13 protein-coding genes are annotated in these 13344 nt (G+C 68.2%); 6 read left to right on the forward strand and 7 right to left on the reverse strand.

The features are described from left to right. The 3 genes from AC5Y4T_RS24660 to AC5Y4T_RS24670 all read left to right on the forward strand — a co-directional run. The coding region (locus tag AC5Y4T_RS24660) for an alpha/beta hydrolase family protein (RefSeq protein ID WP_499955925.1) at positions 1-948 on the forward strand (948 nt) is incomplete at its 5' end. Next, a complete protein-coding gene (locus tag AC5Y4T_RS24665; protein WP_499955973.1) occupies positions 945-2252 on the forward strand; it encodes a thymidine phosphorylase in 1308 nt (435 codons plus the stop codon). The genes AC5Y4T_RS24660 and AC5Y4T_RS24665, both read left to right, overlap by 4 nt. Next, positions 2249-3337 (forward strand): adenosine deaminase, encoded by a 1089-nt coding sequence (locus AC5Y4T_RS24670; protein ID WP_499955927.1) that lies wholly within the window; start codon positions 2249-2251, stop codon positions 3335-3337. Before AC5Y4T_RS24665 ends, AC5Y4T_RS24670 begins: the two co-directional genes overlap by 4 nt. Positions 3338-3347: 10 nt before the next feature. On the opposite strand, the gene AC5Y4T_RS24675 is transcribed toward AC5Y4T_RS24670, so the two are convergent. From AC5Y4T_RS24675 to AC5Y4T_RS24685, 3 genes are all read right to left on the reverse strand, one after another. Then, the gene (locus tag AC5Y4T_RS24675) at positions 3348-3866 is read right to left on the reverse strand and encodes a hypothetical protein (RefSeq protein WP_499955929.1); all 519 of its coding nucleotides are present in this window, start codon (positions 3864-3866) and stop codon (positions 3348-3350) included. A 73-nt stretch (positions 3867-3939) separates the two neighbouring features. Further along, entirely contained in the window at positions 3940-5763 is a 1824-nt protein-coding gene (locus AC5Y4T_RS24680; RefSeq protein ID WP_499955931.1) for an alpha/beta fold hydrolase, read from the reverse strand. Next, positions 5760-6404, reverse strand: coding sequence for a TetR/AcrR family transcriptional regulator (locus AC5Y4T_RS24685; protein ID WP_499955933.1), 645 nt, complete (start codon positions 6402-6404; stop codon positions 5760-5762). The genes AC5Y4T_RS24680 and AC5Y4T_RS24685 overlap by 4 nt, the downstream gene beginning before the upstream one ends. A gap of 88 nt (positions 6405-6492) precedes the next feature. On the opposite strand from AC5Y4T_RS24685, the gene AC5Y4T_RS24690 reads away from it, so the two are divergent. Continuing rightward, a complete protein-coding gene (locus AC5Y4T_RS24690; RefSeq protein ID WP_499955935.1) occupies positions 6493-7140 on the forward strand; it encodes a polysaccharide deacetylase family protein in 648 nt (215 codons plus the stop codon). Here AC5Y4T_RS24690 and AC5Y4T_RS24695 read toward each other — a convergent pair. Further along, positions 7137-7802 carry a GntR family transcriptional regulator gene (locus AC5Y4T_RS24695; protein ID WP_499955937.1) on the reverse strand — a complete coding sequence of 222 codons (666 nt, stop codon included), beginning with the start codon at positions 7800-7802 and terminating at the stop codon, positions 7137-7139. The genes AC5Y4T_RS24690 and AC5Y4T_RS24695 overlap by 4 nt on opposite strands. Before the next feature lie 142 nt (positions 7803-7944). On the opposite strand from AC5Y4T_RS24695, the gene AC5Y4T_RS24700 reads away from it, so the two are divergent. Both AC5Y4T_RS24700 and AC5Y4T_RS24705 read left to right on the forward strand, forming a co-directional pair. Beyond that, complete coding sequence (locus tag AC5Y4T_RS24700) at positions 7945-8973, forward strand: cupin (RefSeq protein ID WP_499955939.1); 1029 nt, start codon at positions 7945-7947, stop codon at positions 8971-8973. A 52-nt stretch (positions 8974-9025) separates the two neighbouring features. Beyond that, entirely contained in the window at positions 9026-10033 is a 1008-nt protein-coding gene (locus tag AC5Y4T_RS24705) for a VWA domain-containing protein (RefSeq protein WP_499920444.1), read from the forward strand. Between the two features lie 4 nt (positions 10034-10037). Here the strand turns inward: AC5Y4T_RS24705 and AC5Y4T_RS24710 are convergent, their stop codons facing one another. From AC5Y4T_RS24710 to AC5Y4T_RS24720, 3 genes are read right to left on the reverse strand one after another with little or no spacing between them, the layout of a single operon-like run. Continuing rightward, positions 10038-11021 carry a VWA domain-containing protein gene (locus AC5Y4T_RS24710; protein WP_499955941.1) on the reverse strand — a complete coding sequence of 328 codons (984 nt, stop codon included), beginning with the start codon at positions 11019-11021 and terminating at the stop codon, positions 10038-10040. Between the two features lie 45 nt (positions 11022-11066). After that, complete coding sequence (gene satS / locus AC5Y4T_RS24715) at positions 11067-12368, reverse strand: protein export chaperone SatS (protein ID WP_499955943.1); 1302 nt, start codon at positions 12366-12368, stop codon at positions 11067-11069. 45 nt (positions 12369-12413) lie between these two features. Continuing rightward, the gene (locus tag AC5Y4T_RS24720) at positions 12414-13295 is read right to left on the reverse strand and encodes an alkaline phosphatase family protein (RefSeq protein ID WP_499920438.1); all 882 of its coding nucleotides are present in this window, start codon (positions 13293-13295) and stop codon (positions 12414-12416) included. Between the last annotated feature and the right edge of the window lie 49 nt (positions 13296-13344).

Raw genomic sequence — 13344 nt, forward strand, 5'->3', positions numbered from 1 at the left:
GCCGACATGACGGTGTACGGCACCTTCCGTCATCCGGCCGGGCGCGGCGGGGCCGTGCCGGGGGCGCTGCTGATCGCCGGCAGCGGGCCGACGGATCGCAACGGTGACTCGGCCGTCATGCCGGGTCGGCTCGACACGCTGCGGAGCCTGGCGAAGGCGCTGTCGGACGACGGCGTCGCCAGCTTGCGCTACGACAAGCTCGGCACCGGCCAGACCGGCCTCGGACCCTACGCGGCCGACCCGGCAAAGGTCGATATCGGCGTATTCCAAGACGAGGCGACCGGCGCGCTGAACTTCCTCGCCGGCCAGTCCGGCATCGACCGGAACCGCCTGATGGTGCTCGGCCATAGCGAGGGCGCCCTCTACGCGATGATGCTGGCCGCCGCCGTGCCCGGGACGGCTCCCGCGGTGCGGGCCCTGGGGCTGCTGGAGCCCGCCAGCCGCCGCATCCTCGACCACGTGTCGGCGCAGGCCCGCGCCCAGGCCGACGCGGCCGTCAGGTCCGGGCGGCTCACCGCCGCGCAGGCCGCCCAAAGCACGGCGGCGATCGATCACGCCATCCAGGAGTTCCGCGCGACCGGGCAGGTTCCGCCGGACGAACCACCGGCGTTGAGGCCGGTGATCAACGCCGCCAACGCGCACGCCCTGTCGCAGGAAGACGCGATCGACCCGGCGGCGTTGGCGGCCAAACTGCCGCGCGCCATGCCGGTGTTGGTCACCTGCAGCGACGCCGATCTGCAAATCACCTGCCAGGACGTCGATTCGCTGGTGTCCGGCCTGACCAGCGCGGGCACCAAGACCGACTACGTCCACCTGACCGGTGTGGACCATGTCCTGAAGGAGGACGCCAGCAGGACGCCGGCCAATTACACGAAGGCCCTACCGTTCTCCACCCAGCTGGTCGGGGCGCTGGCGTCGTTCCTCAACGAGAACGGGATGACGCCCTGAGCCTTGGCGACCCGACTGAGCCCGCCTTCGACGCGCCCACGGTGATCAGGACCAAGCGCGACGGCGGCCGGTTGTCCGACGCCGCGATCGACTGGGTCATCGACGCCTACACCGGCGGCCGGGTGGCCGAAGAACAGATGGCGGCCCTGCTGATGGCGATCCTGTTGCGCGGCATGGACCGCGGCGAGACGGCCCGGTGGACCGCGGCGATGCTGGCGTCGGGCGACACGCTCGACTTCGGCGACCTGGGCCTGGCCACGGTCGACAAGCACTCCACGGGCGGGGTGGGGGACAAGATCACCCTGCCCCTGGTGGCCGTCGTCGCCGCCTGCGGGGCCGCGGTGCCGCAGGCGTCGGGCCGCGGGCTCGGCCATACCGGCGGCACCCTGGACAAGCTGGAATCCATCGCCGGCTTCACCGCAAGGCTGTCCAATCAGCGCGTGCGCGACCAGCTGCGCGAGGTGGGCGCGGCCATCTTCGCCGCCGGGGACCTGGCCCCGGCCGACGCCAAGCTCTACGCGCTGCGCGACATCACCGCCACCGTCGAGTCGCTGCCGCTGATCGCCAGCTCGGTGATGAGCAAGAAGCTGGCGGAGGGGGCCGGCGCGCTGGTGCTCGACGTGAAGGTCGGTTCCGGGGCGTTGCTGGACTCCGAACGGCAGTGCCGCGAACTGGCGCACGCCATGGTCGAGCTGGGTGCGGCGCACGGGGTGCCCACCCGCGCGCTGCTGACGGACATGAATCGCCCGCTGGGCGCGACCGTCGGCAATGCCCTCGAGGTCGTCGAGGCGCTGGAGGTGCTGGCCGGGGGCGGCCCGCCCGATGTCGTCGAGCTGACTTTGCGGCTGGCCTCCGAGATGCTCGAGCTGGCCGGGATCGACGACCGCGACCCCGCCGACGCCCTGCGCGACGGCACCGCGATGGACCGGTTCCGCCGGCTCGTCGCGGCACAGGGCGGCGACCTGACGATGCCGTTGCCCGTCGGTCGGCATGCCGAGAACGTGACCGCCCCGCGGGGCGGCACAATGGGCGATATCGACGCGATGGCAGTGGGGCTGGGGGCATGGCGCCTCGGTGCGGGCAGGTCCCGTCCGGGCGAACGGGTGCAGTCGGGCGCGGGCATCCGGATCCACCGGCGCCCCGGCGAGCCCGTCACCGCCGGCGAGCCGTTGTTCACTCTCTACACCGATACCCCCGAGCGCTTCGATGCCGCGCTCGCCGAGCTGGACGGCCGCTGGAGCATCGCCGGCGATGCGGCCGAGATCCAGTCCCGACCGCTGATCATCGATCGGATCGTCGCATGACCGCACCGCTGGGCCTGGAGCAGATCAGGCGGGCCCCCAAGGCCCTGCTGCACGACCACCTCGACGGCGGCCTGCGCCCGTCCACCGTGCTGGAGATCGCCGAGCAGGTCGGCTATGGCGGGCTGCCCGCCACCGACGTCGACGAGCTGGCGAGGTGGTTTCGCACCCGCTCGCACAGCGGCTCGCTGGAGCGCTACCTGGAGCCGTTCTCGCACACCGTGGCCGTGATGCAGACGCCCGAGGCGCTGCATCGGGTCGCCTACGAGTGCGTGCAGGATCTGGCCGAGGACTCGGTGGTCTACGCCGAGATCCGGTTCGCGCCCGAGCTGCACATCGACCGCGGGCTGTCCTTCGATGCGATCGTCGAGGCCGTGCTGGCCGGCTTCGCCGACGGCGAGAAGGCGTGTGCGGCGGCGGGGCGCCCGATCGTGGTGCGCCTTCTGGTCACGGCGATGCGGCACGCGGCGGTGTCCCGCGAGATCGCCGAGCTCGCGATCCGGTTCCGGGACAAGGGAGTCGTCGGGTTCGACATCGCCGGCGCCGAGGCCGGCAACCCGCCGACACGGCACCTGGACGCGTTCGAGTACATGCGAGACCACAACGCCCGCTTCACCATTCACGCCGGTGAGGCGTTCGGGCTGCCGTCCATCCATGAGGCCATCGCCTTCTGCGGTGCCGACCGGCTGGGCCATGGGGTGCGCATCGTCGATGACATCAAGGTGTCGGACGACGGTGAAGTGCGGCTGGGCCAACAGGCATCGATCCTGCGCGACAAGCGAATTCCGCTGGAACTGTGTCCCAGCTCCAACGTGCAGACCGGTGCCGTCAAGAGCATCGCCGAGCATCCGTTCGATCTGCTGGCCCGCGCCCGCTTCCGGGTGACCGTCAACACCGACAACCGGCTGATGAGCGACACCTTCATGAGCCGCGAAATGCACCGACTGGTGGAGGCTTTCGGCTACGGATGGAGTGACCTCGAGCGCTTCACCATCAACGCGATGAAGTCCGCGTTCATCCCGTTCGACGAGCGGCTGGCGATCATCGACGAGGTGATCAAGCCGCGCTACGCGGTGCTGATCGGGTAGCGGCCCGCCGTCAGATGTGCCCGGGCATCCCGGCCATCCCGGTGTCGGCCGGCGCTGCGGGCGCGATCGGCATGGGCGGCGGCTCCATGGGTGGCGGCGCCATCGGCGGGGCTTCCATCGGTGGTGGTGCGACGGGTGGCGGCGCCACTGGTGGCGGGTCCACCGGCGGTGGCGCGTCCACCGGCGGAGGCGGGGCGATCGGCGGATCCGCCGGGGGCGGCGCGTACGGACCACCCGCGCACACCGGGTTAGTGGGCTGGCTGATGCAGCTCAGGTCCGCCGGGCCGGTGGGCGCGCCGCCGGCGGCATACGGCCCGCCCTGGCATTGCGCCACCTCGGGCATCGCCACGCAACGGGGATCGGATGGGTTGGTGGGCAGGTTGGGATCGGGGTCGTCCAGCGGAACGGGCGCACCGGGCGTACGCGCGGGCATCGCGTTCGCTGCACTTGGGGCACCCGTCGCAACGACCCCGAGCACCGCCGCGGCCACGGCCGCCCTCGTGATCGCGTCGCGGATCTTCGGAGCCATTTCCCAACCCATCGGTTCCCCTTCATGTCGGGCGGCCCCGGCCGCGTAGAAGCATATTAAGCACCGGCAGATATCACCGGTTCGGTTTTTGCGCCGCTCCCACATATTCACCGAGGAAGCCGTTGCCCAACCACCACCTGGGGCTGGTGTGCTTGAAGATCTCGTCGCCGAGGGCACGAGTGCGCACCGACCTCTTGACCGGGAACGGATTCATCCCGGATTTGTACTCGAGGCCGACCATGGCCGGTGCCGTCGGCCGGTCTCGCCTGGGCAGCAGCTCGAAACCGGCGTGCCGGAGCATGGTATTCAACTCGGCCGGGCGGGGGAATCGCCGAAAGTCGTGGTTGGGCTTGTGTAGGCCGAACACGAACAGCGGCCCGACCGTGATGAAGTAAAGCCAGGTGAAAACGTTGCGATCCGGTGTGACATAGAACATTCGGCCGCCTGGCTTCAGCGCGGTGAACACGCTGTCGAGCAGACGGCGGTGCTCCGTGCAATGGTCGAAGACTCCGTGCAGGTAAATCAGGTCGAACCGATTGGCCGCCAGCACATCCGCCTTTCGCGCGTCGCCGACGACGAAGTTCACCCCGCGCCGGCCGGCGAAGCGCTTGCGGGCCGCGTCGATCGATTTGTAGTCGACGTCGACGCCGACGATGTCCCACTCGCGCAGCTGCGGATAGCGTTCCAGCAATCCCGCGATCGCCCCTCCGCCGCCGCAGCCGACCACCGCCATCGCCGGGTGGTCGCTATCTGTGGACGGCAGATAGTCGCGCAGGAAATCCCATGCGGTGTAGTCGATTTCGCTGACCAGGTCTGCCGTGAAACGCCACTGCGCGCTGACGTCGGCGTTGGAGAAGTAGCGGACCCCGCGCTCGATCGTGCCGTTGCTGATCCGCATCAGCGCGCGATCGATCATCGAATAGCGGTACTCGGGCTCACCGACTGCGTCGTTCGCCCGTTCGTGATCGAGGAACTCGAAGTACCTTCGCTCCTCGGGTTCGATTGGCGCTTGCCATGATTGGGCGTTACCGAGCGCACGCTCCCGGATCCACGAGTCGATGACCCGGCCGTAGACGTCTCTGTCGAACAACATCAGCTGATGGCCGCCGCCGGGCATCATGAAGAAGTCTTTGGTCCCGCCGATCCGCTCGAAACACGCCCGGCAGTGTTCGGCGCCGACTATTTCATCGTGCTCGCCACACGTGATCAGGACTGGTTTCGTGTTGGCCGCTGCGGGCCGTGGCGGGACATAGTTGAACACCGAGTGGTAGCTTCGCAACCCGTACGACCAGACGTACAGCGGGTCCTTCTTCTTCGTTTCCAGTAAGCCGGGATCTTCTTGGTAGGCGGCCTTGAAGTCGATGAACCGCCGTAGCGGGATCCGAAGCCGATCGCCTATCTTCGCTGCCGCGAATCGGGCCGGGCGCGACTGAAACAGCCGGATCGCCGGGCTCATCGGCGCCTCGTGGTTCAACAAGATGTTCATGCACACACCGGCCACCACGGCGGGGCACGCGTCGAGCGCGTGGAATGCGACTTCGCCCCCCTGGCTCGCGCCGTGCACGATGACGGGCAGGCAAGTGCGTCGCGCGGCGTAATCGGTCACCGCCCGGGTGTCTTCGAGGAAGGCCTCGAAACTGAACACGCCCGCCCTGCCTTCGGTGCGGCCGTGCCCGGTGAGGTCGAACGAATACACCGCCGCCCGATGATGGCGGCGCATGTGCTCGGCGAAGGTGTCGTAGCCTTCGCTGTTCCCGGCGGTGCCATGCACCAGCACCAAGACGTAGTCGGCGTTGTCGTTGTCGTAGCGGCGCACGAAGATTCGTCGTCCACCGGATCCGGTCACCGCGTCCTCTGCCATCGGCGGGACTGCCTGCGTGGTGGTGTTCGCGGTCATCGGCGCCTCGAATTCAATCGTTCGGTGATGTGGGTGGCGATCATGCGCGCGAAAGCGTCGAAATCGCCGCGGAAGCGCGCAGTGTCGCCAACGAACGGGCGCTGCATCGACATGCCTAGCAAGACGATCTCCACGAGATGCACCGTCTCGTCGATCAAACCTGGCGGCGCGTCGTCACCGACGATCGCGCGTAGCAGCTCAGCGATCCGCCGGCGCTGAGTATCGCGATAGTCGACGTACGCGCTCCGCAAGAACTCGTTGTGATTGGCCGCCGCGGTGAACTCGACCATGAACGTGACCGCTTCGAGGTTGTCGATGAACAGGGTGTACACCAGATCGGCCGCCTCGTTGAGACCGTCCGTCACCGACATCCGGTCGGCAAGCCGGGCCGACGCGGTCGAGAACATCGCCTTGGCCATGTCGTCGATCGCGGCCTGGAACAGCTTTTCCTTGGTCTCGAAGTGATAGTGCAGCAGGGTCTGCGAGACGCCGGCTTTCGCCGAGATCAGCTTCATCGACGACTTCTCATAGCCGTACGCGCCGAAGCACCGCATCGTCGTCTGCAGGATCCGCTGCCGGGCGTCGGCGGCCGTGCCCGCGGAATCAGCGTTCGGGGCTGTCGGAACGGTTGCGGTCAACATCGACTCTTCTCTTGGTCACCGGCTACCCGATAACGTACTGTCTGATCAATCAGTCAGGCAACTATGACGTGATGGATGAGCACCCGCCATGCCTTCGAAAATCACCTTGACCTTTGACAACGGACCGACTCCCGGGGTCACGGATCAGGTTCTCGATGCGCTCGCTCAGCGTCAGATGTCCGCCATGTTCTTTGTCGTAGGGCGCAACGTTCGCGCGCCGGCGGGACGCCGGCTGATGGAGCGCGCCGCGCGTGAGGGGCACCTGATCGGCAATCACTCCTACACCCATGGATTGCCTCTCGGAGAGCTTTCCCCGGCGCAAGCCATCGACGAAATCAGCGGCACGCAAACGCTTTTGGGCGATGTCGCCGATGCCGATCGGTACTTCCGGCCGTGGGGGACCGAGGGCGCACTCGAACGTCGCTGCCTGAATCAAGCGGCCGTCGACTACCTCGTCGCGCAGAAGTACACCTGCGTCCTGTGGAACAGCGTCCCGCGCGACTGGGCCGACCCCGTCGGATGGGTCAGCCGGGCGCTCGCCGATGCCGACAAGTCTCAGCACACCGTGGTCGTACTGCATGACCTGCCGACCGGCGCGATGGAGCAGCTACCGCGATTCCTCGATGAACTCACGCGCGCCGGTTTGGAGGTCACCACGGAGCTCCCCGATGATTGCGTGCCGATCGTGCGGGGGCGGATGCGCACGCCCGTCGATCATCTGCAACCCGAGCCCTAGAGGACGGACAACCCCATGGCCCGCACCGTGCTGGCCAGGTGGGTCTGCACCGCCTGCAGCGCGAGCGGTAAGTCGCCGTCGCGCAACGCTTCCGCGATGCCTTGATGCTCGGCCACTATCGTGGCCACCCGATCGGGCTCGCGCAGCGACGATTCCCCGATCATCCGCATCTGCCGGTCGCGCAACGTCGAATAGAAATTCGCCAGGATGGTGTTGCCCGACTCTTCCAGGGTGATGGCGTGGAAGGCGCGGTCGGACTCCACGAACGCCCGCCAGTCGGCCGCGGACGCGGCGTCGCGCTGCCGCCGCAGTTCGCCCGATTGCCGTTCGAAGACCGCGGCGCAGACGGCTGGACCGCGTCCGATCACCTTGTGGGCCGCGAACTGCTCGAGCACCAGCCGAGACTCCATCACCGCTCGTACCTCGTCGGGCGAGACCGGCACCACCAGGGCGCCGCGCTGCGGATACAACCGCAACAACCCCTCGGCCTCCAGCCGCAGGAACGCCTCGCGCACCGGGGTGCGCGACATCCCCAGCGCGCTGGCGACGTCGCCTTCGCTGATCAGCTCACCGCCCGGGAACGCGCCGGTGAGTACCTGCGTCTTGACGTAGTCCAGCGCGCGGTCCTTGGCGGTGCCCGGTCGACGGACCTTTGCCGGCACGCACACCCCCTTCCGGTGGCCAAGTCGTATCTCAAGCGTGGTCATGACCCTAACACCGGGCACCCCACCTGCGCGGATTGACGCTAAGATACAAGATAAATACTATTCAGATACGAAACAGAGCTAGGAAATGGAGGCGGAGATGCCGACCGCGCACAAGCTGGTCACGCCGAACCTGGATCCGACGATCCCCGCGCCGATGATCAACGTGGCCGAGTACGGGTTCGAGGGCCGTTTCGAGGAATGGGCGCAGCAGGCCGAATACTTCGAGTACTCCAAGGCGGCCAACCCGATCGGAGCCGGGCACATACCACCGATGCCGATGCGGCGCTTCGATCCCGAGGTCTATCTCGACGCGCCGACCGGTGTGATCCCGCTGGACCTGTCCGAGGAACTGCGCATCGACTCCGGCGCCGCGACCAGCCCCGCGCTGTTGGCCAACTTCATCAGCATCCGCTGCGGCGAGCAGGTCGATACCAGCCCCAACGCCACCTCGCAGCTGTACTACGTGCTCTACGGGCGGGGCTTCGCGGCGGTCAACGGGCGGCTGATCGACTGGGAGAAGGGCGATTTCGTGACGCTGCCCGCGGGCAGCCACTCGGTGTTCTACGCCGCCACCGACACGGCCATGTACTGGGTGCACGACGAGCCGCTGATGCGCTACCTGGGCGTCGAAGCCACCCAGCCGCGGTTTGAGGCAACGAAGTTTCGCCGCGCCGACGCCGTGGCCAGGCTGGAAAAGATCGCCTCCCGTCCCGGCGCCAACGACAAGAGCCGGGTCAGCGTGCTGCTGGCCAACGCCGATCAGGCGCAGACGCTGACCATCACTCACGTGCTGTGGGCCATGTTCGGCGTGCTGCCACCCAACCAGGTGCAGCGCCCGCACCGGCACCAGTCGGTCGCGCTTGACCTCATCCTGGATGCGCCGGAGTTCGGCTGCTACACGCTGCTGGGCACCCGCCTCGACTCCCGCGGCGACATCGTCGACCCCATTCGGGTGGACTGGCGGGCCGGTTGCGCCTTCACCACCCCGCCGGGGATGTGGCACGCCCACTACAACGAGACCCACGAGCCCGCCCACCTGATCCCGATCCAGGACGCCGGATTGCAGACTTACCTGCGCAGCCTGGATATCAAGTTCACCCAGCGTCGCGATCTCGGCGCCGGATAGTCCCGGCGGCGGCCCATGCACCGCCGGAGTTCGGCGCATAGTGTGGCTGGACATGAAGGTGCCCCTGCTGGGACCGGTGTCGCTCACCGGCTTCCAGAACGCCTGGTTCTTTTTGGTCCTGCTGATCGTGCTGCTGGTGATCGGCCTCTACGTCGTGCAGCAATTCGCCCGCCGTCGCCGGGTGCTGCGCTTCGCGAACATGGAGGTGCTGGAGCGGGTGGCCCCGGCGGCGCCCGGCAAGTGGCGGCACGTGCCGACCATCCTGCTGGCCGTGTCGCTGGTGTTGCTGACCACCGCGATGGCGGGGCCGACCTCGGACGTCCGGATCCCGCTCAACCGCGCGGTCGTGATGCTGGTGATCGACGTCTCGGAGTCGATGGCCTCCACCGATGTGCCGCCCAACCGCCTGGACGCGGCCAAGGAGGCCGGCAAGCAGTTCTCCGACCAGCTGACCCCGGCGATCAACCTGGGACTGGTGGAGTTCGCCGCCAACGCCACCCTGCTGGTGCCCCCGACGACCAACCGCGGCGCGGTGAAGGCCGGCATCGACAGCCTCAAGCCGATGCCCAAAACCGCGACGGGAGAGGGCATCTTCACCGCCCTGCAGGCGATCGCGACGGTGGGGTCGGTGATGGGCGGCGGCGACGGGCCACCACCGGCGCGGATCGTGCTGGAGTCCGACGGCGCCGAGAATGTGCCGCTGGACCCCAATGCCCCGCAGGGGGCGTTCACCGCGGCGCGGGCCGCCAAGGCCGAGGGCGTGCAGATCTCGACGATCTCGTTCGGCACCCCGTACGGCACCGTCGACTACGAGGGCGCCACCATCCCGGTTCCGGTGGATGACCAGACCCTGCAGAAGATCTGCGAGATCACCGACGGCCAGTCGTTCCACGCCGACAGCCTGGATTCGCTGAAGAACGTGTACTCGACGCTGCAGCGCCAGATCGGCTACGAAACCGTGAAGGGCGACGCGAGCCTGGCCTGGATGCTGCTCGGCGCCTTCGTCATGGCCGGCGCCGTGCTGGCCGGTCTGCTGCTGAACCGCAGGCTGCCCGCCTGAGCTCTCAGCTGGGCAGGCGCCGGTTGATCAGCAGCGCCAGCGCCGTCGCGATCAGGGCGGTCAGCACGCCGAGGCGCAGCCAGCCGGAGCTGCCGGGCCCCGGCACGGTGCGGTAGCCGATCTCGTTCTCGATGGCGTTGTAGCTCTTCTGCAGCTCGCCGAGGTTGGTGGCGGTGTAGGCCTGGCCGCCGGACAACTTGGCGACGGTCTTCATCTGGTCGGTCGAGACCGGGACGGCGTGGCGCTGCCCGTCCATCTCGATCTCGCCGCCCTTGGTCCCGAACGAGATCGTCGAGATGGGCACGCCCTCGTCCTTGGCCAGCCGCGCCGCGGTGTAGACGCCGTCGTGCGGATCGCTGGGATTGGAGGGCTTGTTCTCGCCGCCGTCGGAGAGCAGCACGATCCGCGCCGGTGGCGGTGTGTCGCCGCCGGCGACCGCGGTGGCGCTGATCGCATGCAGGGCGGTGAAGATCGCTTCGCCGGTCGCGGTGCTGTCGGCGAAATCCAGCTTCTTCAGGGCGTCGATGGTGGCCTGGTGCTGCGGGGTGGGCGGCACCAGCAGATAGGGCGTGCCGGCGAATCCGACCAGCCCGAGGTTGATGCCGGGCGTGAGCTGACCGGCGAACTGGGTCGCGGCCTGTTCGGCGGCCTTGAGCCGGTTGGGTTCGACGTCGGTCGCGCGCATGGACTGCGACATGTCGATCACCAGCATGATGACGGCGCGGTTGCGCGGGATGCGCATGTCGTGGGTGGGCGTGCCCAGCGCGATGGTCAACAGCGCCAGGCACAGCAGCGACACGGCGATCGGGAGATGCCGCCACGGCGACTGCGCCACGGGCGCATCGGTGTAGCGGTGCAGCCGTTGGCGCCGCCGCGCCTGGACCCAGATGTAGACGGCCAGCAGCGCCAGGGGCACCAGCCCGAACAACAACAGGGCGGGACGCTGGAATCCGTAGAGCGGTAACGGCCCGATACCGGGAAGCGACACGTCACCCAACCTTCCCGTCTAAGCCCGGCCCGTCAAACGGTGGCGCTACTCGCGGCGCAGCCGCCCGTCGACGAATTGCTCCAGTTTCTCCCACTCGCGGACCGCCGCGGCGTACGGCGGCGACGGCTTGGCGACCGAGTCGGGCTCGAGCACGGCGGCCACCAACTTGCCCAGCGGCCGGCTGGTCTCGAGCGCCTTGTCGACGGTGCCCTCCTCGGAGTAGTCGCCGATGTCGCGGAGCACCTCGACGGCCAGTTCCAGCTGCTCGCGATCCACGGCGTTCGGTCCGTCGGCCAGGTCGTCGGCCAGCCCGCTGAGCACGTAGATGTTGTCCTCGGTGATCTCGACCGCCAGCGAGCCGTCGGTTGCGGCGGTGCGGATGTCGTCGTAGGTGCTCAGGTCCGCCAGGTCGTGGTCGTGCTCGTCGGCCAGGTAGCGGGCCAGCGCGCGCTCGGACGTGAAGACGCTGATGCGTCCGTTGCGGCCCAGGAAGATCGGCTGGTCGTCCAGGTAGCAGCGCAGCGTGTAGAAGGTGCCCGAACTCGTCATGATCCGGATCGGATCGATGCCCACCTGCTGCCAGAAGTCCTTGTCGCTGCCCAGCACCACGGTGTCGCCGGTCGCCCGGTCGGCCTCGTCGTCGGCATCCTCGCCTTCGGCGTCGGGTTCGTCCTCCGGGGACTCCTCGGCGGTCTCTTCGTCGGCGGCGTCCTCGGCGCCGGCGTCCTCGTCCGGCTCGTCGGGTTCGCGCTCTTCGGCCAGTTCGTCGGCGGCCTTGTCCGACAGCTTGGAGTCGACCTCGGGGGTGGTGACGATGTCGTCGATCGCGGCGAGCACGTCGTCCCAGCTGCGCCCGATCACCTCGGCGATCGCGTGCCAGCGTTTGGCGCCGGCCTTGCCGGCGAAGTTCTCGACGCCGCCGGACACGGTGCCCAGGCTGGGGTTGCCGTTGAAGAACTTCGACACCGCCGCCAGCTCGCACACCGATCCGATGGACGACACGATGGCCAGCGCGCCGGCCAGCGCGGACACCGACTCCTCGGTCGGCTTCTCGGCGACCAGCTCCTCAACGGCGACCAGGTCGAACTGCTTGTCCTCGGCCGGTTCGAACGCATGCGCGTGTGCGGCCCGCAGCTCCTTCCACGCCGGGTGGTCGGTGAGGTCGTTGTCGTCGTCCGCGCGCACGAACGCCACCAGGTCGGCGACGCTAGCGAACGCGAACAGGTCCTCGTCTTTGCCCAAGAACGCCTCCCACTCGTCACCGGAGTCACGCCAGCGCGGTGCCCACACGGTGTAGCGGTCACCATCGGACAGGCTCAGGCGGATCGGCACGAGGTCAGCAACCATGCGGCACAGAATAGCGACGGCGGCCGAATGTGCCCCATGTCGGGGCTAGCCCCAGATATCGGTGATGGGCGCGGCGCCGGCGGCGTAGCCCGTCTTGGGCAATCCGTACATCTGCTCCACCGTGGACAGCACGTTGTAATGGTTGATCTGTTCGGTGTAGCTGCCGGGACGGACGTGCGCGCCGTAGAACACCGTGGGGATCTGGTTGCGGCCGCCGTTATCGTCCTCGTCGAACGTCACGATCAGCAGGCTGTTGTTGGCCACCGCCCAGTTCGCGTACCCGGACAGTTCGCGGTTGAGCCAGGAGTCGGCCTGCGCGATCGAACCGTCGTGCATGTTGTCGTCGTTGTTGGGGATGACGAAGGCGACGGTCGGCAGGCTGGAGTAGTTGCCCATCGGGAACGCGGAGAACGGCAGCGAGTTGGCCGCCGGCACGTTGGTGAAGTTGGCCCACGGCACATGCTTGCGCGCGTACTTGCCCGCGCTGCAGACCGGTGAGCCGACCGCCGGCAGGCCCTCCGCGAAACCGACGAATGTGTAACCGGCGGCGAGCAATTCGGAGCCCAGGTTCGGCGCGGCGCCGCCATTGACCGGGCACACGTCCTTGGTCACCCCGAACGTATTGCCGGCGAAGAGCGCCAGGTAATTCGGTTCGCTGGGATGGGTTTCGGCGAACGACTGGGTCATGTTGGCGCCGCCCGAGGCCAGCGTGGTGATGAAGGGCGCCGATTTGTTCCCGATGATGCCGGTCTCGGAGCGGTTCTCCTCGACCACGATCACGATGTGCGCGGGTTGCGGAATGACCGCTGCCGCAAGGCCTATGCGCGGCGTCAACGGGCTGGCCGCCAGCGCCACCAACGCGCACGCACCCAGCAGCCGCAGGGCCCGGTACGCGCCGCCGAGCGGCCCGCGGATTTCGCGCAACACGCCCGGAGTATATGAACGGGCGCGGACGGTTCCCGGGACGGGCGCGAGC

The sequence above is a fragment of the Mycobacterium sp. NGS11 genome (genome assembly GCF_059813315.1).